The organism is Terriglobus sp. TAA 43 (genome assembly GCF_000800015.1).
GTDB lineage: Bacteria > Acidobacteriota > Terriglobia > Terriglobales > Acidobacteriaceae > Terriglobus.
The window spans coordinates 2,922,068-2,945,021 of record NZ_JUGR01000001.1 but is presented as its reverse complement, the minus strand read 5'-3'; the positions used below and the strand labels follow the sequence as shown (position 1 = coordinate 2,945,021).

At 57.8% G+C, this 22,954-nt stretch carries 21 protein-coding genes; 17 read left to right on the top strand and 4 right to left on the bottom strand.

Going from position 1 to position 22,954, the window contains the following annotated elements; all coding sequences use genetic code 11:
* Positions 1 to 34 precede the first annotated feature (34 nt).
* The 4 genes from M504_RS12625 to M504_RS12610 all read left to right on the top strand — a co-directional run bounded on the left by M504_RS12625 (position 35) and on the right by M504_RS12610 (position 5,606).
* Entirely contained in the window at positions 35 to 718 is a 684-nt protein-coding gene (locus M504_RS12625) for a cupin domain-containing protein (RefSeq protein ID WP_156993734.1), read from the top strand.
* Positions 719 to 830: 112 nt separating this feature from the next.
* The gene (locus M504_RS12620; protein WP_047491883.1) at positions 831 to 1,811 is read left to right on the top strand and encodes a sugar phosphate isomerase/epimerase; all 981 of its coding nucleotides are present in this window, start codon (positions 831 to 833) and stop codon (positions 1,809 to 1,811) included.
* A gap of 287 nt (positions 1,812 to 2,098) precedes the next feature.
* Positions 2,099 to 4,474: a TonB-dependent siderophore receptor gene (locus M504_RS12615; protein WP_198137593.1), complete on the top strand. Its 2,376-nt coding sequence runs from the start codon at positions 2,099 to 2,101 to the stop codon at positions 4,472 to 4,474.
* A gap of 4 nt (positions 4,475 to 4,478) precedes the next feature.
* Entirely contained in the window at positions 4,479 to 5,606 is a 1,128-nt protein-coding gene (locus M504_RS12610; RefSeq protein ID WP_047491879.1) for a PepSY domain-containing protein, read from the top strand.
* A 51-nt stretch (positions 5,607 to 5,657) separates the two neighbouring features.
* Here the strand turns inward: M504_RS12610 and M504_RS12605 are convergent, their stop codons facing one another.
* Positions 5,658 to 7,556 (bottom strand): M61 family metallopeptidase, encoded by a 1,899-nt coding sequence (locus M504_RS12605; protein WP_156993733.1) that lies wholly within the window; start codon positions 7,554 to 7,556, stop codon positions 5,658 to 5,660.
* Between the two features lie 257 nt (positions 7,557 to 7,813).
* Between M504_RS12605 and M504_RS12600 the strand changes: the two genes are divergently transcribed.
* From M504_RS12600 to M504_RS21350, 6 genes are all read left to right on the top strand, one after another.
* Positions 7,814 to 9,103, top strand: coding sequence for a Gfo/Idh/MocA family protein (locus tag M504_RS12600; protein WP_052200687.1), 1,290 nt, complete (start codon positions 7,814 to 7,816; stop codon positions 9,101 to 9,103).
* A 66-nt stretch (positions 9,104 to 9,169) separates the two neighbouring features.
* Positions 9,170 to 10,468, top strand: a complete 1,299-nt coding sequence (locus tag M504_RS12595; RefSeq protein ID WP_047491876.1) for a hypothetical protein — start codon at positions 9,170 to 9,172, stop codon at positions 10,466 to 10,468.
* Positions 10,469 to 10,567: 99 nt separating this feature from the next.
* The gene (locus M504_RS12590; protein ID WP_047491873.1) at positions 10,568 to 10,969 is read left to right on the top strand and encodes a BlaI/MecI/CopY family transcriptional regulator; all 402 of its coding nucleotides are present in this window, start codon (positions 10,568 to 10,570) and stop codon (positions 10,967 to 10,969) included.
* The gene (locus tag M504_RS12585; protein WP_047491870.1) at positions 10,966 to 12,348 is read left to right on the top strand and encodes a M56 family metallopeptidase; all 1,383 of its coding nucleotides are present in this window, start codon (positions 10,966 to 10,968) and stop codon (positions 12,346 to 12,348) included. Before M504_RS12590 ends, M504_RS12585 begins: the two co-directional genes overlap by 4 nt.
* Before the next feature lie 130 nt (positions 12,349 to 12,478).
* A complete protein-coding gene (locus tag M504_RS12580; protein ID WP_047491867.1) occupies positions 12,479 to 13,366 on the top strand; it encodes an MBL fold metallo-hydrolase in 888 nt (295 codons plus the stop codon).
* Positions 13,367 to 13,423: 57 nt separating this feature from the next.
* The gene (locus M504_RS21350) at positions 13,424 to 14,869 is read left to right on the top strand and encodes a diguanylate cyclase (protein WP_156993732.1); all 1,446 of its coding nucleotides are present in this window, start codon (positions 13,424 to 13,426) and stop codon (positions 14,867 to 14,869) included.
* Between the two features lie 2 nt (positions 14,870 to 14,871).
* Here the strand turns inward: M504_RS21350 and M504_RS12570 are convergent, their stop codons facing one another.
* The gene (locus tag M504_RS12570) at positions 14,872 to 15,294 is read right to left on the bottom strand and encodes a VOC family protein (protein WP_047494781.1); all 423 of its coding nucleotides are present in this window, start codon (positions 15,292 to 15,294) and stop codon (positions 14,872 to 14,874) included.
* 28 nt (positions 15,295 to 15,322) lie between these two features.
* Complete coding sequence (locus tag M504_RS21345) at positions 15,323 to 16,438, bottom strand: LssY C-terminal domain-containing protein (RefSeq protein WP_052200685.1); 1,116 nt, start codon at positions 16,436 to 16,438, stop codon at positions 15,323 to 15,325.
* A gap of 147 nt (positions 16,439 to 16,585) precedes the next feature.
* Between M504_RS21345 and hscA the strand changes: the two genes are divergently transcribed.
* Complete coding sequence (gene hscA / locus M504_RS12560; RefSeq protein ID WP_047491864.1) at positions 16,586 to 18,526, top strand: Fe-S protein assembly chaperone HscA; 1,941 nt, start codon at positions 16,586 to 16,588, stop codon at positions 18,524 to 18,526.
* Here hscA and M504_RS12555 read toward each other — a convergent pair.
* Positions 18,523 to 18,975: a hypothetical protein gene (locus M504_RS12555; protein WP_156993730.1), complete on the bottom strand. Its 453-nt coding sequence runs from the start codon at positions 18,973 to 18,975 to the stop codon at positions 18,523 to 18,525. The genes hscA and M504_RS12555 overlap by 4 nt on opposite strands.
* A 193-nt stretch (positions 18,976 to 19,168) precedes the next feature.
* On the opposite strand from M504_RS12555, the gene M504_RS12550 reads away from it, so the two are divergent.
* From M504_RS12550 to prmC, 6 genes are all read left to right on the top strand, one after another.
* Positions 19,169 to 19,837 (top strand): DUF2306 domain-containing protein, encoded by a 669-nt coding sequence (locus M504_RS12550; protein ID WP_156993728.1) that lies wholly within the window; start codon positions 19,169 to 19,171, stop codon positions 19,835 to 19,837.
* 17 nt (positions 19,838 to 19,854) lie between these two features.
* Positions 19,855 to 20,295: a 2Fe-2S iron-sulfur cluster-binding protein gene (locus M504_RS12545; protein ID WP_047494770.1), complete on the top strand. Its 441-nt coding sequence runs from the start codon at positions 19,855 to 19,857 to the stop codon at positions 20,293 to 20,295.
* A 5-nt stretch (positions 20,296 to 20,300) separates the two neighbouring features.
* Positions 20,301 to 20,516, top strand: a complete 216-nt coding sequence (gene iscX / locus M504_RS12540) for a Fe-S cluster assembly protein IscX (protein ID WP_047491858.1) — start codon at positions 20,301 to 20,303, stop codon at positions 20,514 to 20,516.
* A gap of 57 nt (positions 20,517 to 20,573) precedes the next feature.
* Positions 20,574 to 20,765, top strand: coding sequence for a hypothetical protein (locus M504_RS12535; protein ID WP_047491853.1), 192 nt, complete (start codon positions 20,574 to 20,576; stop codon positions 20,763 to 20,765).
* A gap of 220 nt (positions 20,766 to 20,985) precedes the next feature.
* Positions 20,986 to 22,062 (top strand): peptide chain release factor 1, encoded by a 1,077-nt coding sequence (gene prfA / locus M504_RS12530; RefSeq protein WP_047491849.1) that lies wholly within the window; start codon positions 20,986 to 20,988, stop codon positions 22,060 to 22,062.
* Entirely contained in the window at positions 22,062 to 22,949 is an 888-nt protein-coding gene (gene prmC, locus M504_RS12525; protein WP_052200684.1) for a peptide chain release factor N(5)-glutamine methyltransferase, read from the top strand. Before prfA ends, prmC begins: the two co-directional genes overlap by 1 nt.
* Positions 22,950 to 22,954 lie beyond the last annotated feature (5 nt).

Genomic DNA, 22,954 nt, shown 5'->3' with positions numbered 1-22,954 from the left:
TGGGTGTCAGCAAACGATTCGGGAGGCACTGCCTGTGATTCGCAAGACGTTTGGGACGCTACTGATGCGTGCTGTTGGTGTTGGCGTACTGCTTGTATGCATAGCAACTTCGGTTAGCGCTCAACAGCCGCCACAGAATCTGATGAGTTGTAAGCCAGTGGCCGAGAGAACGAATGAAACTGGCTGTTGGATTCTTGCGCGCCAATCTGTGGGCGTGGTGGAAGGCCCGGTCTACTGGACGCTCGATGCATTTCCCACCAAGGAGCTGGCCGATCGGGCAAAAGGGCCGAACGGGACAGTGGTCGAAGCGCTGGGCAAGTTCTGGCTGCTGACCCTTGGCGATAAGGCACAAACTGCCGCCTCCGCCAGCCGCGTAACCCAGATGGGCCCATTAACGACTGAAAAAGGGCGGAGCTACACCGCGCAATACATGGAAGCAGTCCTTCAGCCGGGAATGGTCAGCGAGACGCACACGCATCCGGGTATCGAGGCCTTTTATACCGCGACGGGCGAGACATGCCTGGAGACCCCGGACGGGATGCAGACCGGAAAGAAGGGAGTCGACGTCGTGATTCCTGAGGGTGTGCCCATGGAACTGACCGCGGTTGGAAGCGAGACACGGCGCAGTCTTGTCCTGATTCTCCATGACGCATCGAAGCCACCCACGACGCTTGAACACAGCTGGCATTCAAAGCACCTGTGCCAGTCAGCGAAGTAAAGCGGTGTGCCGAGGTGTGACATTCTGTTGAATCGCTTGCCACAGTTTGTTCCGCACCCCTAGAATCACGCTTCGGGGAACCTGTTCCTCTCACGAAGGGATTACTGCGCTCATGAACATGAATCGCCGCGACTTTGGTCGCCTTGCAGCAGCCGGCATTTCTGCCGCTGCGCTCCAACCGCGTTCGCTCTTTGCCCAGGGCAAGCCGAACTCGAAGTTTAACGGCGTACAGATTGGCGTCATCAGCTATTCCTATCGCCAGATGAAGCCGTTCGATGCGCTGTCCGTACTGAAGTACGCCGTGGAAGACGGCATCAACGCCACCGAACTTGAAAACGTGCAGGAACTGTGGGCAGGCTTGCCGCCCGCGCCGCCGCGCCCCATGGGACCGCCGCCCGCACCGGGCGCTCCGCGTCCCCAGATGTCAGAAGCCGCGAAGGCTGCGCAGCTTGCCCATGCGGAAGAAGTGACCAAGTGGCGCACCACCATGGACGTGAACAAGTATGCGGAACTGCGCAAGCTGTATAACGACGCGGGCGTGAGCATCTACGCATTCAAAATCACGCTGACCGACCGCATGCCCGATGCCGAGTTTGATTACGCATTCAAGGCAGCCAAGGCCTGTGGCGCAAACCACCTGACCATGGAAATGCCGGACAACAATCCGGGCCTGACCGCTCGTATTGGCAAGTTTGGCAAGAAGTACAAGATGCGCATGGGTTACCACGCCCATACCCAGGCCAAGCCCGACACGTGGGATGAAGCGATGGCACAGTCGCCGTGGAACTGCATCAACCTGGACATTGGCCACTACACGGCTGCTGGCAATCACGACCAGATTGCGTTCATCCAGAAGAACCACGCGCGCATCACCAGCATGCACCTGAAGGATCGCCAGTACCCGGAAAAGGGCGGACAAAACCAGCCCTTCGGCCAGGGCGACACCCCAATCAAGGAAGTGCTGCAGTTAATGAAGAAGGAGAAGTACAACTTCCCCGCCACCATCGAGCTGGAGTACAAGCTGCCGGATGACTCCGACGCGGTGAAGGAAGTGGCCAAATGCCTGGCTTACGCGAAGAGCTGCCTGGCATAACTAAGGTCTTCAACACTAATAAAGAGCCGGCCGTGTGCCGGCTCTTTTATGTTCGGCACATCTTTCGCTTGATCTCGGACCGATCCTGTCGTATTTTGAAAGTACGGCAGAAATTGCCGTTTTCTGAGGCTCTCCTTGAGGGAGAGGAGAGAAGTGCGTGCCGCTACGGCGGTGAGCCTCTCCTACGCTAACGCGCGAGCCCTGTCTCGCCCCCAGAGAAAATCCGCTGTTGCGGTTTCCCGTGCGTGTTTGCGCGGCCGCGGCAGTGCGTATGAAGGATGTTTGTTTTGAAACCTATCCAATATTCCGCGGCCTTACTTGTTTCGTTTTCCGCGATCTCCCAGGTCGCTGTTTGCCAGTCGAATACATGTTCTGAAGATAAGTCGACGCCGATCCAGGCTGTGACGTTGCAGGTGCAGGACAGCAGCGGTGCAACGGTGGAACGCGCTGCGGTGGAAGTTCGTTGCGGTGCTACGGTGTATCGCGTGCAGACCGGTGCTCACGGCGAAGTAGCGCTGTCGCTGCATCCCGGTAGCTATAACGTCTCGGTACAGGCGCCCGGCTTTGCCGCGTTGCAGCAGGACAATGTAGCACTCTCTGGTGGCGCGCAGCCCACCGTGTTGAAGCTGCAAGTTGGTTCGGCGACCGACGTTATCAGTGTGACGGCGAACACCGGCTTTGTTCCTTACGCGTCGAATGCTGGATCGAAGACAAATGCGCCACTGGTGGAAGTGCCGCAATCGATCTCCATTGTTAGCGAACTCGAGATGCAGTCGCGCAACGTAATCACCATGAATGAAGCGCTGCGCTACACACCCGGTGTGCAGGCGGACGAGTTTGGTGTGGAGCCGCGTTTTGATTGGCTAAAGATTCGCGGGTTTGCAGCGGAGACATTTGGTGTGTTCCGTGATGGTATGCGCTTCAATTCCCTCTCCGGCAAGCTGGATCCGTACGAATTGGAAAGCGTGGAAGTGTTGCGTGGACCTTCGTCTGTGCTCTATGGACAGGTGCCTCCGGGTGGATTGATTAACCAGGTTACGAAGCGTCCTTCAGCAGAGCGCCGCACGGAAGTGGGCATGCAGCTTGGCGCATTCACGCGTCGTGAAGGATTCTTCGACACAACCGGCTCCATCGATAAGAACCAAGTGTGGCAGTATCGCTTACTGGGTGTGTTGCGTAACAGTGATACGCAGACAAACTACACGCCGGACAATCGTCGTTTGATTGCACCGTCATTCACGTACAAGCCCAGCGACCGCACCAACTTTACCTTCCTTGGTGATTGGCAGCATGACGGCACGCGTTGGAGCCAGTTCCTGCCTGCAAGCGGCACGCTTTATAGCAATCCGAACGGCGTTATTCCTGTGAGCACCTTTGTGGGTGAGCCGGGATGGGAGAAGGTTAAGCGCGACCAGGCGTCGGCTGGTTACACCGGCGACCATCTTTTCGATGATGGCTGGAACCTGCACTCGAACTATCGCTACCAGTACATCAACTTCCAGGGCAGCACGGTGTACGGCACGGGCTTTGATGGCAACAGTACCACGATGGTGACGCGTTACGCATACGAACTGCCACGCTGGAACCGCATCAACACGCTGGATAACCGCGCTCTGCGTCGCTTCACGAATGGCGATTGGGAGCAGACAGTGCTGTTTGGTTACGACTATCAGCACGTCGCCATCAAGAGTCAGCAGGCGTTCGCACAGGTGGCGGACATCAACATCTTCAAGCCGGTGTACGGTGTGACGACGATCCCGAATATGTCGCCATATCTGTATCAGGACAACCTGCTGCAACAGCACGGTCTGTATGCGCAGGATCAGATCAAGTATCGCAATCGCCTTATCTTCACCGTGGGCGGACGTCAGGACTTTGCGAAGAATGACATTGCAGACTTCCTGGCGCACACGGAGACCGGACATCTGGATCAGCGATTCACTGGTCGTGCGGGTGTTGGTTATCTGACTTCAAGCGGCATCTCGCCTTATGTTTCGTTCTCTACCAGCTTTCTGCCGAATGCAGGCAGCTATGTGTATAACGCGACCACGGGGCAATCGACTGATCCGGCGAAGCCGTCTGATTCGCGACAGATTGAAGCTGGTGTGAAGGTGCAGCCGAACACCTGGAATAGCTACTTCACTGCGGCGTTCTTCCAGATCAATCAGACGAACGTGCTGGTGAGCAACGCCGCATTTCAATCCACACAGACCGGCGAAGTTCGTTCGCGTGGTGTGGAGTTGGAAGCGATCGCAAGCCTACAGCATGGCCTGAGCCTGCACGGGGGATACACCTTCACGGCAACAGAGACCGTGAAGGACCAGACTGCTGCGAACATTGGCAAGTGGCTGTCGCAGACGCCAAGGAATCAGGTATCGATGCTTGCGGATTACACCGTCGCTAACGGACATTTCAGCGGACTTGGTGGCAACTTTGGAGTGCGCTTCGTTGGCACCAACGCGGCCGACAGTGCGAACAGCTTCTTTGTTCCGAATTATGCGCTGCTGGATGCAGGTCTTCGCTTTGGATATCGCGGCATGCTGTTTACGGTGAATGCGACCAACCTGACAGACAAGCGTTACGTAGCTACATGCAGCGGCCTGGCGTACTGCTACTACGGTTACTCCCGCAACGTTATTGGACAGGTGAAGTACCACTTCTAAACACATGGGATTCGCAAGCAATCTCGTTCATCATCCGCGTAAGCTGTGGCTGCGCAGGGCGCTCTTCCAGGTTCATCTCTGGTTGGGCGTCCTGCTGTCGCTTTACGTGATTGTTATTGGGTTTTCAGGCTCTGTACTGGTGTGGGAAGACGAGTTGCAGGCTCGCGCTTTTCGCGGGCAATCGTACGACGCGGCGCATGTGCTTCCTGCATCGCAGATTGTTAAGACCGTTGCGAACGCGTATCCGAAAGAGCCACTGTATTACCTGATGTGGCCGCAGGAAAATACGCCGGTGTACACCGCGTATCTGCACACGGAAAACAAGGGCCAACATATCGTTCGTTTGAACGCGACGACCGGCGAGATTGTGCCGATTCGTGGCGGCTTCATTGACTGGGTGCATGACCTGCACATCTACCTGTTGATGGGGCAGACCGGCTTCATTGTGAATTGCGTGATGGGCATTGGGCTGCTTGTTCTGTCGATCAGCGGCGTGGTGTTGTGGTGGCCCGGACTTCGCGCGTGGGCGCGTGGTTTCTATATGAATCTGCGCGCTGGGTGGAAGCGGATCAACTTTGACGCACACAACGCTATTGGGATCTGGACACTGCTGATTGTCAGTTGGTGGGGATTCACTGCGATTGCCTTCCTGTTGCCAGCTCAGGTGATGAAAGCCGTGAGTGTGATTTCGCCGGTTAAGGCCATGCGGCAACCGGATGTGCCTAAGCCGCAACATGTGGGTGCCGCTGTAACACTGCAGACAATTGCGGATCGTTCGAATCAACTGAATCCATCCGCGTTTCTGTCTGGTGTTTCGCCGCCTGATGCGCCGGGGCAAAACTACGTCGTGTACATGGATAGCCTTGCGCCCGGGGACTTTTCGCATCGGTTCATCCACACGTTTGCTGCGGATGGACAGTTGCTTTCCACGTGGCACTACGGGGAGAAGCAGTCTCTGGGCGATTGGATTCTGTGGCTGGTTTATCCACTGCACTTCGGTACGCTGTGGGGAACATGGGTGAAGGTGATCTGGAGTGCGCTTGGTATGAGTCTTCCGATCCTCTCCATTACTGGCTTGCTGATGTACTGGAATCGGTATCTGGGCAAGCGTTGGAAGAAGCTTCAGCAGTAAATCAAAAGGGCACGGCGAAAGCCGTGCCCTTTGAACATTGCAAAGCAATCGCTACTTCACTTTGGTTCCAAGCCATGCTTCGCGAAACGCCTTCTGTTCCGCGGTTAGTGTTCCGCCTGCTGTTTCGACGGGAACAATCTCAAGCGTGGGATCTGCAGCGAGGACGGCATTCGAACGTACTTCCTGGCCGCGACGCTTGTAGACCAACTCCACGCTGTCGCCGACCTTTTTGCCGTCGATGGCCTTCTCTACATCTGCGGATGAGTTGATGGCTATGCCGCCTACGCTGATCAATTCATCATCGAGATCGAGTCCTGCAAGATACGCAGGCGAACCGATGACGGTGGATGCGGCAACCTTCAACGTCTCCGTCCCTGCAGGCGCCTGACCACGACGGACGGGATCACCCTTCTTCATCAGATAGATGTTGCCCAATGTTGCGCCGCCGCGCTTCTTCATGACGAAACCTGCGTGCTGCAGCAGCGATGCGTAGTCCACCTTTTCGGTGCCGATCATGTAACGCTTCACATAGTCCGCAGCGAAGGCGGGATCGCCACTGACCTTTGCGAGTTGGGTCTGCACATCGGCAATGCTGTATGGATGACCAACGAGGCCGGGTGCGGGGCCCCCGGGCTTGCCGTATGCAAACCACATGGCACGCATGAAGTCATCGAGCGTGACCTTGCCGTTTGTCTTCACACGCAGCGAGAGATCAAGCCCCATCGCAACAACGTCGCCAAACGTGTAGTACGAAACGAAGGTGTTGTTGAAATACGTCGGGAAGAGGTCGCTTGCGCCGTCAACGAATGGAGCCATACGGCTCATATCCATTGCAGACCGATACTGCGTCGACGGTGAATTGATTACGTTGCTGATGTCGCGTGCAAAGCCCATCATGCCGCGTGGCATGGGAGTAAGGCCGGTGCGGATCATTGCGAGGTTGCCGTAGTACTGCGTGAAGCCTTCTGCGACGAACATCAGGCCGCTCATGTTCACGTCGCGGAAGTTGAACGGCTCAAGACCTTCAGGGCGAATGCGTTCCACGTTCCAGTTGTGGAAGTACTCGTGCGCCACGACGCTGAGTCCAAGCTGGCGCGACGTCATCACAGTGCTGTTGCGATGCTCCATGCCATCGCTGTTGTCCCATGGCAACGCATCGGCGAGGAAGGTGTAATAGCCCGGCTCGTAATCCGGCAGTTCGCCGTAGACGGCCTGCTCTTCCTTCACAATCTTTTCCACGCCTGCGAAGTACTCGGCCAACTCAGCATCCGTGGCCTGCGAGTGCGCGACGACGCGGATGGTCTGTGCCTTGCCGCCGGGCTTCAGCGCTGGAACCTGGAAGGTGTGCAGAGCATAGTTGGCAAGCTCTGTGGGGCTGTCCATCAGGTATTGCAGGTTGGGCGAGGTGAACGTGTTCGCATCGGCCGTGGGATAAAGCTGCGTTGCGATCTTCCAGTTCAAGCCTTCGGGCAGAACAAAGGTCAGCTTCGATGGGCGATCATCAAAGCCGTGCGCCCACATGACCGTTGCAGGCCAGTTGAGGTGCGCGTGGGTTGTGTCGATCGCCATGAAGGTGCCGTCGACGCGGTTGCCGAACAATTTGTAAGTGACATGAACGGTGCCGTGATGTCCGCTGACTGTCCACGAGCGCGGATCGGGCTTGGTCACCGCCAGCGGCTTGCCGCTTTCGTCGGTGAACTTCTCTTCGAAGACGTTCGATGCGTATTCAAACGCGGCGTAGCGGCCCGGTGAAGAACGGCTCATCTGCACGGTGAGGGGCTGCTGCGGAACGTTGTGGAAGGTGGCCTCCACCTGCACGACGTGGTGCACGACGTCCGGAAAGGTAAAGCGGTATTCCGTAGCGTTGTTCTGTGCGAGGGCAGGCAGGGTGGCAGCGGCAATAGCAGCGGCACCCACAAGACGCAGGAAGCGAGCAGAAAAATTCTTCACAGTGAGGCGATGATAACGCCGCAAACCCCGCTGGTGAAGTGATCCTTTGGTCCGGCTGGTAGGAAGCGATTCCGATCAGGAGGAGTGCCGATAGAGAGACGAAAGATGAAACGGTGAAAAATGGCGCGGATTCGCGTGACGGCGAGGGAATTTGTGGACTAGATTGGTAGGCGCTTCGGCGAAGGTCTTATGGCGGTGGTCCAACCTCTGCAGGTCTTCGTCGGCAAAACTTCTAGCTCACTAAAGGGAACCCGCTCATGATCACTCGCAGAACCTTCCTTGGAACCATGGGAGCCGCGACCGCGCTGGCAGCCATGCCCACCGCGCGCGCGCTTGGCGCTAATGACCGCATTCGAATCGCGCTGGTGGGATGCGGCGATCGTGGCATGCAGGATCTGCGTGACGCTCTCAAGGAATCGAACATTGAAATCGTTGCCGCCGCTGACGCCTACACGCGTCGGCTGGAGATGATGAAGGAGAAGTATCCCAACATCAAGACCTATGACGATCCCCTGAAGTTGCTGGAAAACAAGGACGTAGATGCGGTGATCAATGCGACGCCGCTGCATCTGCATGCCAAATATTTTCTTGCCACGCTGCAGGCTGGGAAAGACCTGTACAGCGAAAAGACGATGGCCTACAACATTGCCGATGCCACAGCTTGCCGCGATGCCGCCAAGGCTTCAAAGCAGGTGGTGCAGATTGGTATGCAGCACGAGAGCGAAGGCGAGCTGCGTGACGTGCAGGACTGGGTCAAGAGCGGCAAGCTGGGCAAGTTGACCATGGTGGAAGCGTGGATGAGCCGCAACACGCCGCGTGGCAAAGGCCAGTGGGTACGGCCTATTCCTGAAGATTGCAACCCGGACCATGTGCGCTGGGATCTGTTCCTGGCCAACCGCCCCAAGAGCGCGTTTGATGCGAACAAGTTCATCAACTGGCGTCTGTTCTGGGAGTTCTCCGGCGGCAACATTACCGAAAACATGGTGCACCAGATCGCGTGGATTGCAACCGCACTGGATCTTGACGTTCCTGCCGCTGCGTATTGCGCGGGCGGCGTGTTCAGCGAGAAGGATGGACGGCAGGTGCCGGACACCATTGCCGTTACGCTGGAGTATCCGAACGATCTGACCGTGTTGTGGCAGTCCACTTTCTCCAATGCACGTTATGGATTGGGCGAGCACTACCTGGGATCGAACGGAACGATTGAGCATGTGTCCGGTTCGACAGGCATGGTGACGGGCAGCCAGAACTCGCGTGGAGGCACGAAGTTCATGCCGGAGAAGGCGAACGATCCCAGCGGTGTGGTCATTGAATCGACCACCAAGGGCGTGACGCACATGGGCAACTGGTTCGATGCGATTCGTTCGCGCAGCAAGGACAAGGTGAATGCCACGGTGGAGGTAGGCTATCGGTCTTCGGTGGCGTCGTTTATGTCGAACCTGGCGTACCGGCGCAAGGCACGCGTGACCTTTGAGGACGCGAAGGCGGCAGCTCCAGATGCGTTGTACAACGAAGCGGACCTGCACACGTCGCACCACAAGGCGTGAGATAGCGGTTGAAACGAGAAAACTCACGGTGGCAGAAGTGGTTTCGAGAGATACACTGCTGCCACCGTGAAGCGTTTTCACATCTTCGTGATCGCGTTGGTGATGCCGTTCGTTGCGCTGGCGCAGGACCACGTTCTGGGCTCTGCCTCCAAGTCGGTGATTCCCGAGTTACGAGGCGACCGGCACAACCTCGATCGCGATCTACAGATTGCTTTGAGGACATTCAGCGGGCAGAACTCTCTGGATATGCGCAACCGCTCCGTTGGCGTGGTGGATCGGCCGATTGCCGGCACCCTGCACACCAATGCATCCACTGACGTGATTGCTGAGGGTGTGGTGCTGCGTACCGATGCATACCTGGCACCGGACAAGAACAGCATGGTGACCATACTTACCGTGCTGCCCACAGTGATTCTGAAAGCGCCTGCTGGATTTCCAAATTCGCCCACGGGGTCCAATCGATCTTCAGTCCGCCACCGTGACGTGCTTCCTGCGGCTCCGCCCCCTCCGTCACAAGGTTCGACACTGCGCTTTGCCTTGGCGGGCGGTACGGTCTATTTCGATGACAACAACGGGGCCACTGTGCGGCAAACTGGCGTGCGATATCCCGGCCCCGGTGAGAATCTGGTTTTCTTTGGCCAGACCATTGTCGGCGGTCCGAGCGATCCGCCGTCGGCAGTGTTGCTGTTAAGAAGCGCTTGTTCACCGCAGGACCATACGTGCGCTTCGATTGACGGGAATGTGGCCAACTCCGATGCGCTGATGGCACGTTTGCCTTACGGCATAGCAACGGTTCAGGCATATAACGCAACGGGCGCTGCCATTGCGGATGCCTCGCGTGAGGGCATCCGAGGGTGGGCTGCATCACTAGAAGTTCACTACAACGTGGGGCAGGGGGACATTCGGAAGCTGTCTGGTCCAGAGATTGATATACCGCCATTTACTCCTTCCGCAATGGATGAGAGTTTTGTGCGGGCACACATTCTGCGAAGCGATGCCCATCTGACGACGGGTGGCCTTGGTGTTGTGACGAACTCAGTGGCTGCAGTGGACAAGGTGTATCAAGGCTTGCAGCCGCGCGAACGGACCATTGATGTTACGCAGCGCGGAGGATTGCTGTGGAAGGACAGCTCCGTTGTGATGGCTGCTCTGACGCCAACACAACAGCCACTTGTGGAAGGCGGCGATTACTTCCTGACGGTGGGACGCACCCTGGACAATCGATGGGAATTGCGGGCGGCATGGCGCGTTGTGGATGACCAGGTGTTTGCGCTGGATAGGCCGCGCAGCGTGGCGGTATCGCATGATGGTGGTTCGTACTGGAAGAGTACGGCGCTGTTTCTGAAGTCGCATGGGCTGCAATAGCCGTATAGCTTTCGCGCTGCAGGACAAACACCTCCTATTTTTATAGTTGACAACTTGATCGGAAGACCGTCACACTCCTATGTAAATAGGAGACGACCTATGATCGGCAGACGAAAAGGATCTTCTTCGCTTACCCAGATGGAACTGCAGTTCATGGATGTTCTCTGGAGACAAAAGAAAAAAAGCAGCAGCGTGCAACAGGTGCAGGACGCGCTTTTGGAAGATGGCGTAGAGCTTGCGTACACCACAGTGCAAACCGTGCTGAATACGCTTGAAAAGAAAGGCAAGGTGTCGCGCAAGCTGGATGGCCGCGCGTTTGTCTATCTGCCCGCGATTACGAAGGAATCGATTCTGAAACAGGCTGTGCGAGAGCTTGCGGATCGCATGTTTGGAGGCTCGTCAGAAGACCTGGTTATGAGTCTCATTACAGCCCGCGAGGTGGACGCAAAGCGCATCGCGAAACTTGCGCGAGCAGTCGCAGACAAGGACGGGGATAAATGATGAACCTGACCGCATCGCTTGCTTCGTACGTTGTATCCGCACTTTGGCAGGTACCGCTGCTCTATCTTGCAGGCTGCCTGATGGCGCGCATCATACGGCGCAACGGCCCCGCAGCAGAACATCGCGTCTGGGTGGCGGTGTTGCTTCTGTGTGTTGTTGTACCTGCGCTTCCCGCCCCCGGTATGCATGGGCAATCCGTGGCAGTCGCCATTACGGATGTTCATGTTCATAGCAGCACCTTGCAGACGAGCGGGCCAGCGCGTGGCTGGAACATCCCGCTGTGGATGCCTTTGCCCGTGATGCAGGGCATCGTTATCTTCTGGCTGCTTACCGTGATCTACGGCATGACGCGTTTGCTGGTGGGAGTACAGCGCACGCGCCGCATGGTGAATGCAGCCACGCCGTATTCGCTGCAGGCTGCAGAACAGCAGCTATGGCATCGGTGCGTTACATCGTACAGCCTCACACGAACTCGCGTGCTTGAAACAGATGCTATCCAAAGCCCCGTAACCGTTTCGCGTTCAGGGTGCCACATTCTTCTTCTGCCCACGCAGTTTTTCACTGCTGTTCCTGATCAGGAGCAACAGGCCGCGCTGGCCCATGAATGTGCACACATGCAGCGTGGTGATTACCGCCGCAACATCCTGTTGCAGTTGGCTGCGGTCGCTATCTTTTTCCATCCCTTCACGTTGCTGGTCCGCCGCCAGCTCTCATCGTCGCGAGAGATGGCATGTGATGCTGCGGCTTCTGCGCAACTGGGCAGCGCTGTTGCCTATCGCAGTGCGCTGGTGCATCTGGCCATGTGGATTGCGCATGGGAACCCGGCTCCGCGTACGGCAGCCATCGGCATCTTTGATTCGCACTCACTGGAAGACCGCCTCAATCGACTGGAGAAGGAAATGCTAAACACACGCAAGCCCGTTCGTTACGCACTCGCAACCGTCGCGTTTCTGGGTGTCACCGTCACGGCCAGCGCGCTGGCGCTGAATGGCATGAGGCTGCTGCCCACAGCATCAAAGAGCGCTGACCCTGTGGCGATCCCAGCGCCGTCGCCCGCTCCGGTGGAAACGCCCTTGCCTTCATCGACAGCACAGCCCAAGAGCAAACTCACCAAACCCGTTCTCATTCATCAGGTCGATCCCGAGTATCCGCAATCTGCACGCAGCCGTGGCGATCTCGGCGATCATGTCTGCCTGGTCAAACTTACCGTGGACATGCAGGGCATGCCCCAGAACGTTCACATTGCTCGCTCTGGTGGCGCGGACTTTGATGAGAACGCGCTCGTAAGCGTACGCCAGTATCGTTTCAAACCGGCCATGCAGGCTGGCGAGGCAGTCGCAGCCGACATCAGCATCGTTGTCGACTTCAGAATTTTTTGACCGCCCTACCAGCAATTCAAAAGAGCCCTTGCAGAAACAAGCGAGGGCTTCTTTGCATTGCAACAAACATTGCCCGAATGCGAGAGGTTCGGTTCTACGCAAATTTCGCCGAGGCGGTAGGCTGTTTCTGATGGCGATTGAGTTTCTTGCAACAGACGATGATGAGCTGATCCGTGGACGCGCTCGCGTGGGCGATGCCGAGATTGTGGTGTGTACCGATGGCACCTGCCTTTTCGATGGCGGAGCCATGTTTGGCGTGGTGCCGAAGACGCTGTGGTCGCGCAAGGTTCAAGCAGATGAGAAGAACCGCGTGATGCTTGGGCTGAACTGCGTGGTGGTGAAAATCGGCTTCAAGAATGTGCTGATCGAAACCGGCTTTGGTAACAAGATCGCGCCCAAGTTGAAAGAGATTTACGCGATACAGGAGCGGCTTCCCTCTTCACTGAATGCCGCGGGACTTTCACCGGACGACATCGACATTGTGATCAATTCGCATCTGCATTGGGACCACTGCGGATGGAACAGTGTGCTGGATGCAAATGGCAATGTGTTGCCTTATTTTTCGAACGCACAATACATTGCACATCGTGGCGAAGTGGAACACGGGCGGCGGCAATGGGAACGCGATCGGATCAGCTATGTGTCTGACAATTACGAACCGATGGTTGCCAGCGGTCAGATGCGGCTGGTGGACGGCACATATGCTGAGGTGATGCCCGGGATAACACTTGAGTGTTATCCCGGACACACGCAACAGTGCATGGCTGTTCATATTGAGAGCGGCGGCGAACACGCGTGTTTTGTGAGCGATCTGATCCCCACCAGTGCGCACCTTGATGTGGGATGGGTGATGGGGTTTGACCTGGATCCTCTGCGGACAATTGAAGAGCGCAAGCGGTTCTATTCGCGTGCCCTTCCCGAAGACTGGCTCATCCTTTTTCCACATGATCACCGCCGATGTATGACACGACTTCAAAAGGACTCGACGGGACGCGGGGTGGTCGTGAAAGATTATTGATATTGTGTGCGATGGAGAGGGCTTTCGTCTCCCATCGTTTCCGGAGGTAGACCCGAGTTGCCGATCCCCCAAACCGACATGACTCCGCTGCAAGCGGCCCGCAAGCGCGGCGAAATTCTCCGTCAGCTTGGGCTGATGGAGGAGGTAGACGAACAGGAGTTCGACGAACTGGTTGAACTTGCTGCGGCGCTGTGTGGCAAATCGCTGAGTGCGATGACGCTGCTGGATGAGGAGACACAACTCATCAAGGCGCGCATGGGATTTCAAGGAGCCCGCACAATGCATGTGCGCGAATCCATCTGCCAGTACACGGTGCAGAGTAATCAGCTTCTTGTGGTGGAAGACACCGTGGAAGATGAACGCTTCCGCGGGCCTGTGGGTGGCGGGATTCGGTTCTATGCCGGTACACCTCTCACCACGCTTGACGGCACTGCTGTTGGCGCGCTGTGCGTGATGGATACTGCACCTTCCGTGTTGTCAGAACAACAGCTTCGTGCGTTGCAGATTTTGGGGCGGCAACTTAGCAATCGTATTCAGTTGCGCGAACGTGCGCGGTCCATGGCCGACATGATGTCAGAACGTGAACGCGCGCGCGAAATGTTTGTGACCATCCTGAATAACGTTCCTGCTGAAATCTATTTGAAAGACGAGGACGGCAGGCTTCGTTTTTATAACCGCAAACTGGCCAATCGCTTTGCCATTAACGAAGCTGCATGGCTGGGCAAGACCAGCCGTGACTTGTGGGACGAAGAGACAGCTGCGCGCATTCTTCAAGAAGACCGGGAGGTATTCCTATCGGGAGAGCCGCAGGAAACGTTCCTGGATTTGAAAGAAGCAGACGGCAGGCACAGTTACTGGAGAACGACGAAGGCTCCCTGCCAGGACTCCAATGGCAATCCTGTGCTCGCCTGCTGCTCTGTCGATCTGACGGAACAACGGGAGCGCGAGCGCCATTTGCACCAGGTACAGGAAGAGCTGGAAGAGGCCAATCGTAAACTGAGTTCGCTGGCGCTTACCGATGCGCTGACAGGATTATGGAATCGCCGGGCTTTCGATTCGCGCCTGGAGACGGCTGTGATCGCAGCGCAACGCAGCAAAAAGCCGCTCGCACTGATGATGCTGGACGTGGATCACTTCAAGCGCATCAATGATCAATTTGGTCATCCCTGCGGCGATGACGTGCTGCGCCACGTGGCGACGATTCTGAATCGCACCAAGCGCGCGGATGAAGTGGCATGCCGGTTTGGCGGAGAAGAATTCACCATTCTGATGCCAGACACGGACGCCCGGGGAGCCATGGTTTTGGGAGAACGCATTCGCAAAGCGATGCACGCCTTCGAATGGGAGAAAGACCCCGTCACGATCAGTATGGGCATCGCTGTATGGACCGACGGTTGGTCGTCCGACGACCTGGTGGATAACGCCGATGCGGCACTCTATCGCGCAAAAGAAGGTGGACGCGACCGCTTCATTTGTTACAACTGCGAGCCGCAAACGACCTAAGATTAGCTCTTCGTCGAAGCCCAGGGATCGTAGTCGCCCACGCTCCAGATCTGACCTTCGGGATCGCGCACGCTGAAGCCGCTGCCGCCGTAGTCCTTTGTTTCAAGAGGCATCAGCACTGCGGTGCCGGCGGCATTCGCCCTTTCCCATGCGGCGGCGCAATCCTTCACGATGAGGTAGACCGACGAGGTCACGCGATTTCCTGTTTCGTCGGGCTGCACATACCAGCCTGCCGTCGCGGGATTTGCACCGACCGTTCCCAACATGATCATGCCGTTGCCGAGAGTGAGTTCGGCATGTTGCACCACGCCATCGTCACCGCGATAGACGGCGTGTTCCGTGAAATCGAATGCCTGCTTTAGCCACTCGATCATGCGGTTGCAATCGCGATAGCGGATGGCGGAAATGACGTTCACGGTGCTCATGGGGAAGACCTCCAATGCGCTGGTCATCTTACTGCAACAGCATGACGAGTATGCGGCCGTCAGAATGAAAACTTGCTCCCGTTGCGGTCGTTGCCTCGCGTATCGGGTGGGATGGTGTGACATAAGCAGCGGCGGCGACTGCCCCTGTAGAGGTAATGCTGTCTCGTAGAAAATCGCGTTCGGTGTCGATAGCAGGCGCGATGCTGTGGGTCACCTGGCCATTGCGACTGTCGCGGGCGAAGCCGTTGTCGTAGGTTGCGGAACCGATCCAGAGCGGTTGTCCGTTGACCGTTTGCGTGGTTTTCCAGATGCGCAGGTGGTGACGCTCCGCGGCTACGCGCAACGTGTCGCCGCGCGCGAAGCTCATGTCCTGCGGACGGCCGAAGAGATACAGCGTGCTCATGGGGACTTCGCGATAGGGCTCTTTGGACAGCGTGGCGAGCAGGCCGTGAAGGATGGCGGTGTTGCGGTCTGCGTCCACGGCGAACCAACCGCTGTGGAGGAAGGCATCCTGCACCTGCTGCTCTGAGCCGATGAGCGCGAAGTTCACGGCGTCGCCTGCGTTGCCCTGACCATCGTCATCGCGACGCGGGAAGGTGTCAAAGATGGCAGGCTGCAGGAGTTGCGACAGACTTAAAGCAGCCGACGTTGCAGTGCCCGGCGTCGCTGGAACGAGAGTGATGGAGACTTTGTAACTGCCGGTGGCGGTGAGATCGCCGCTGAGATTTGCCGCCAGGAACAGGTTGCCGTTGGAGCGGACCGGGATGGTTTCACCTGCGCCAATACTGAAGGGCCATGCGGCTTCGTTATCGCCGATGCGGCCGATCAATGCGCCGGTCTGCGCGGTGGGCAGAGGATACTGTCGCAGAAGATCGCGCCAGAAGTGCTCCTTGCCGTCGGGCGTGATGGTTTGCCCGTTCGCAAGTGTGAGTGTGCCGTCTGCCTTCAGGGTCAGCGTGTCGCCCGCCAGCAACGGGATACCCGTATCGATCCAGCCCTTTGTCGCGTTGACTGTTACCGTTGCGTGATTCTTGCGATTTGCGACGGCGGCTGGAGCGGTGGGCGCAATCGCCTCGATGCGTGCCGTCTGCGCCGAAAGCACAGGCGTGACTGCAAGCAAGACGAGGAAGACGAAGCGGCGCATGTATTTCAGACGTATTCCGTGGGATAAATGTCGCGTCGCCGCTCTGCGACCGTCTGATTTCCTTGAAAATCGCGCGCAATGCGACAATGAAGAGTCGGGCTTTTGTGCGTCTTTGCTGCATGCAAGCGCATCTGGAATAGGAACGGTATGGCAGAACAGACACGCGTCGTCGGCATCGATCTTGGCACCACCAACTCACTTGTCGCCTTTCTTGAGAATGGCGTTCCGGTTGTCATTCCCGGCGAAGACGGGTCAAAACTGGTGCCTTCGGTGGTGGCCATCGAAAACGGCTCTGTGACCGTTGGCAACGGCGCGCGCGGCACGCTGCTTTCGTCGCCTGGCAATGCCGTCTACAGCGCGAAGCGACTGATGGGCCGCGGCATTGATGATGTGCGCGATGAGTTGTCGCTGTTCCCCTTCCGCCTTGCCGATGACCAGAAGGCAGATGAGGTGCTTAAGCTGCACGTGGGCGACCGCGTGCTGACACCGCCGCAGATTTCCGCGCTGGTGCTGGAGCAGTTGAAAAAGAACGCAGAGCGATACTTCGGCACGGCAATCACCAAGGCTGTGATCACAGTTCCCGCCTACTTCAACGATGCGCAGCGCCAGGCAACGAAGGATGCTGGCCGCATTGCGGGACTGGATGTTCTGCGCCTCGTCAACGAGCCGACCGCGGCCGCGCTGGCATACGGTCTGGATCGCGCGAAGGAAGGCACCGTGGCCGTGTATGACTTTGGCGGCGGCACGTTTGATGTGTCGATTCTGAAGCTGCATGACGGCATCTTTGAGGTCATCTCCACGAACGGCGATACGCATCTGGGCGGCGACGACATTGACAATCTGCTGTTGCGCATTGCGCTGGATGAGATTCAACACGAGCTTGGCATTGCGCCCACACCGGAAGTGGTACAGAACGTTCGCAAGGCCGTGATTGATGTGAAGATTGCGCTGTCGGCGGTTGATTCCGCGAAGTTCGACATTGCGCTGAGTGGCGGCAAGAAGTATCAGCGCGAGATTACGCGCGAACAGTTTGAAGGCCTGATCCAGCCGGTGATTGCGCGTACCGCGGCGCCGTCACGGCAGGCGCTGAAGGATGCGGGCATGGAGCCTGCGCAGATTGACGAAGTTGTCCTTGTTGGTGGATCGACGCGCATTCCTGCGGTGCGTGCGCTGGTGGATGAGGTCTTCCAGCTTTCGGCTCGGGGCAAGACAGCCCACACTGAATTGAATCCGGATGAAGTTGTTGCGATGGGTGCGGCGGTGCAGGCGGATATTCTGGCTGGCGGCTCTGCGGCCACCAGTGAGCTTCTGCTGCTGGATGTGACGCCGCTTTCGCTGGGTATTGAAGCCTTGGGCGGCGTTGTGGCGAAGATCATTCAACGCAACAGCACCATCCCTGCGAGCGCCACGGAGCACTTCACCACGGGCGTGGATGGGCAGACGAATGTTGCTATCCACGTGGTGCAGGGCGAACGCGAACTGGCTAAGGATTGCCGCTCGCTGGCGCGGTTTGATCTGAAGGGGATTCCTCCGATGACCGCGGGGCTGCCGCGCATTGAGGTGAAGTTCCTAATCGACGCGAACGGCATTTTGCAGGTGAGCGCGAAGGAACAGCGCAGCGGCAAGGCTGCCGAAATTGAAGTGAAGCCGACCTACGGCCTGTCAGACGATCAGGTGGAAGAGATGATTCTGGCGTCGTTCGATCACGCCGAAGAGGACCTGGAGCAGCGGCAGTTGATTGAGGCCACGAACGAGGCGAATACGATTCGCGAGGCTGTGGCTAAGGGTCGTAAACATGCCGCGTGGCAGCAGCTCACACACGAAGAGATCGTTGAAGTGGACGCAGCGCAGGCAAACCTGGACGAGACCATCCAGAAGAAGGATTACAAGGACATCCGTGCTGCCATTGATCGGCTGGACAGAGCGACGCGTCGCTTTGCAGAACTGATGATGGACACCACGCTGCAGCAGGCCATGACCGGCAAGACGATGGAAGCCGCAGGCGAGAACATTGGCGATGGGCCGGCTGCTCCGCACCCGTTTGCGCCGGCGCAGATCGACGATTCGAAGAAGGAAAAAGAAGACTAAGTACGCGGTGGCTTTGGGGCGTGCTTGGCGCGCAGCTCGCGAATGCTGGGCTTTACCGAGCCTGGATCGCCGGATGCCATGGGAACGTCCTTGGGTGGACGTGACCGCAGTGCTGCCGCAACATTGCGAATGCGCGATGGACGTTCTTCCGCGCCGTTGGCCTCAGGCCGGGTGAATGCAGCGGCAGCAGCCTCGCGGATGCGCGACGGACGTTCGCCACGTGCGGCAGCCTGTTCCGCTGCGAGCTTCGCTTCTTTGCGCGCATTCATCGCAGCGGCAGCTTCACGAATACGGGAGGGGCTGTGACCGCGAGCGCGGGTGGGCTCCTTCGGGATTTCGTGCTCGCCTGTGTTGCCGGAGCGGCCTTCCTTGGAGGAGCTGAAGACGGCCACAAGGCATGGGATGAGGATAAGCAGGATGAAGCCGATGGCAACCATCAGGTTATGCACGATCAAAACCTCCGCAACGGGGCATTTGCGTCTTCGCAGGATACATCGCAGACGCGGCCACGGCTCCGGACAGGCACGTCACGGCGGTGCAACTTCCGGGGCATCGTGGATTCTATGAACATGTTTTTAAGTAGTCCAGCCCTCTGCTACGGAACCTCCTGAAGCAACTCTGCGTTAGTTAGCCAGGGTTTCCATGCTACGGGTGACACTCCATTCCGATCCAAACAGACTGACGCTGACACCGGTATCCACCGGTCTTCGGGTTGGATTCTGGTTATGCATCGTGGTGGCGATTGCTGCCGTGATGCGACGTCTGCTGGCCCTTTGGCAGGCTCCGTCTGCCGCGGAGCCCCCTGATCTGCAACGGCTAGATGCGTTTTTCCGTTCTCATGCGACGCTAACCTATGCGCACATCGGCGTGGCGCTGGTGTTTGTCTGCATTCTGCCGCTGGTCTATTGGAACCGGACGCGACTGTGGCAGCCGGTGCGAGCGCTGTATTACCTGCTGGGGTTGATGGTGGGGCTTACCGCTTTCGGCATGTCCGCGAATCCCGCGGGTGGGATCATTGAAGGTGCAGCGGTCGTCGTTTTCAACCTGCTGTTTCTGTTTTCACTGGCACAGAGTTTCCGGGCGTGGCGCATAGGGGATGCGATCGCGGATCGGCGGTGGACGCTACGGGCCACAGCCATTGTGCTGGGCATCGCGACGACGCGCCCCGTGATGGGCGTTTTCTTCGCCACGGCACGGCTTACCGGGTGGACGCCGCACCAATTCTTTGGCCCCGCCTTCTGGATTGGCTTCAGTATCAACACTGTCGTGATGGAGATTGCGCTGCGCAGACATGCACGTTCGATAGAATGAACATCAGAGCGAACATCATGTCAGAACATCACGTAGAACTGCCCGAAGTTGACCTTTCCAAGCCGCCCGCCGAGGGCATTGTCCGCGTGACGTTCCTTCCAGAGAACAAGACGGTGGAATTTCCCTTCGGCACGCTGCCTTACGACGGCCACGGCCAGCCGATGAGCTTTCTGGATGTTGCAGAAAACTATGGTATTTTCCTGGATCACGCGTGCGGCGGCGTATGCGCCTGCACCACCTGCCACCTGTATGTGAAGCAGGGCGACGCGGGGCTGAGCGATCCGGAAGATGACGAGCTGGATCGCGTGGACCTGGCAGCAGGACCGCAGACAAATTCGCGTCTGGGATGCCAGGCCGTCATTACCCAGCCCGGAACTTACGTGGTGGAGATTCCCGCGTGGAATCGCAACTACGTGCAGGAAGGCAAGCCCGCCGCCATTACGGCGCAGAAGGACTAATCGCAATGCCCTTTGAGTTTGGTTGGGAAGATGCCGAGGAGATCGGCATCCAGTTGCAGGAGAAGCATCCGGAGATCGAACCGCTTTCGGTCCGCTTCACGGACATGCACAAGTTGATCACCGAACTGCCTGGCTTCAACGGCGACCCGGCGAAGTCGAACGAAGGCATTCTGGAAGCTATCCAGATGGCCTGGCTGGAAGAGTACAACGACGCAAAGTAAGCGTTCGATGGAACCTTTTCCTGCGCATGGCGTATGTGATGCAAGGGGGATGAACCCATGTTGAAGCTGCTGCTGTTCTGTCTTCTTTTCGTTATGTGCTGGCCGCTGGCTCTGCTCGCGATCGTGCTGTATCCCATTGTCTGGCTGTTCCTGCTGCCGTTCCGGCTGGTGGGTATTGCCGTGGAGGGTGCGCTGGAGCTGGTCTCCGCCATCATCTTCCTGCCGGCGCGTGTGCTGCGCGCCATCTAGCTTTCCTGCGCTGATTCTGCCGGTGCATCGCGGTCGTCGCGCTATCATCAAATAAGTGATGCTGCGCGCCCAGTTCAATCCGGTACATGCTTCCCGACATGCCGCGGCACGCCTTGGCTTTGCCTAGCTGCGTTCGCCGCGGCTTTTCGCGTTTTCTCGCGACCCTTTCCCAATTCCCATCATGATGTGCCCTGCGTGCGCGCAGGAGGAGAAGATTGCCATGTTTGACCGGCTGGAACAGCTCGAAGAACGCTTTAAGGAGCTTGAAAAAGAGCTCGCAGACCCCTCGTTGGTGACCGATCAGCAGCGTTTTCAGAAGACCGCCAAGCAGCACCGCGATATGGAGCCGGTCATTGATCGCTTTCGCGACTACAAGCGTGTGCGTGACGGTATTGCCGAAGCGAAGCTGATGCTGACGGAAGACGACGCCGACATGAAAGCGATGGCCCAGGAAGAGCTCACCGGCCTGCAAGCGCGCCTGCCCGAAATTGAAGAAGAACTCAAGATCATGTTGCTGCCCAAGGACCCGAACGACGAAAAGAACGTCGTACTGGAAATTCGCGCAGCCACGGGCGGCGATGAAGCGTCGCTGTTCGCCTCAGAGGTCTTCCGGATGTATTTGCGCTATGCGGAACTGCATCGCTGGAAGGTGCAGGTACTGTCTGAAACGGAATCGACCGTAGGTGGTTTGAAAGACGTTACAGCACTGATTGAAGGCGACCGCGTGTACTCGTCGCTGAAGTATGAGAGCGGTGTGCACCGTGTGCAGCGTGTGCCTGCAACCGAAACACAGGGTCGCGTCCATACTTCTGCCATTACCGTTGCGGTTCTTCCTGAAGCGGAAGAAGTGGACGTGAAGGTTGAGCAAAAGGATCTTCGCATTGATACGTTCTGCTCCTCCGGCCCTGGCGGACAGAGCGTAAACACTACGTATTCCGCTATCCGCATTACGCATCTGCCCACGAACACGGTTGTGAGCTGCCAGGACGAAAAGTCGCAGATCAAGAACCGCGAAAAGGCGATGCGTGTTTTGCGTGCGCGCCTGTACGAAGTGGAGATGGAAAAGCAGCACCAGGCGCAGGCCAGCGCGCGTAAATCGCAGGTGGGCAGCGGCGATCGCAGCGAGAAGATTCGTACCTACAACTTCCCGCAGAACCGCCTGACGGATCACCGCATTGGACTGACGCTGCACCAGCTTGAGTACGTGATGGAAGGCAAGCTACAACCCATTGTTGATGCGTTGATTGCGCATGACACCAGCGAACGCCTGAAGGCGGAAGCCGAGGTTGCTGCTTAATGGCGCAGGAGTTGCAGCCGCACGAACCGTTGAAGATTAAAGGCTGCACAGTGGCTGACGCGTTGCGCTTCGGCACCATGCGCCTGTCCATGCGCGATGACCTACGCGAGAACGCCGCGCGCGATGCGCAGCAGATCCTCGAGATCGCGACAGGGCTGACGAGGGTGCAGATGATGGCGCAGCCGGATCGTCCGCTGAAGGAAGAGGAAGCCGGATCGTTTCAGGGCATGCTGGCACAACGTCGCCATGCCATGCCGATTCAGCATCTGCGCGGTTCGCAGGAGTTCTTTGGGCGTGAGTTTGCCGTGTCTCCTGATGTGCTGATTCCTCGGCCTGAGACCGAACACATTGTTGAAGAAGTTCTGCGTCTATTCCCGGATCGTAAGGCTCCGCTGAAGATTGCGGATGTGGGCACGGGCAGCGGCATTCTGGCTGTGACGCTAGCGCTGGAATTTCCGCAGAGCCTGGTGGCTGCTCTGGATATCTCGCCGGATGCGCTGGCAGTGGCGCAGGATAATGCAGCTCGACTGGACACACTGAGCCGCACGCGGATTCTGCAGTCGGACTTGCTGGCAGCGGTTACAGGCGAGACGTTCGACCTGATCGTGTCGAACCCGCCGTATGTTCCTCTTGCTGAGAAAGACACGCTGCATGCGCAGGTGCGCGAGTATGAACCGCATCTGGCGTTGTTCGGTGGTGAGGATGGTCATGATGTTCTGCGCCGGTTGATTCAGCAGGCGAAGGATGCACTGTCGCCCGGCGGATGGCTGCTGCTGGAGACGGCAGGCCGTAGCGAGATCTCAGATGAACTGCTGAGCGGCTGGCAGCAGGTGCACTGGGTGAGCGATCTACAAGGGATTGAACGCATCGCTGTAGCCCAGCGCTAAGGCTT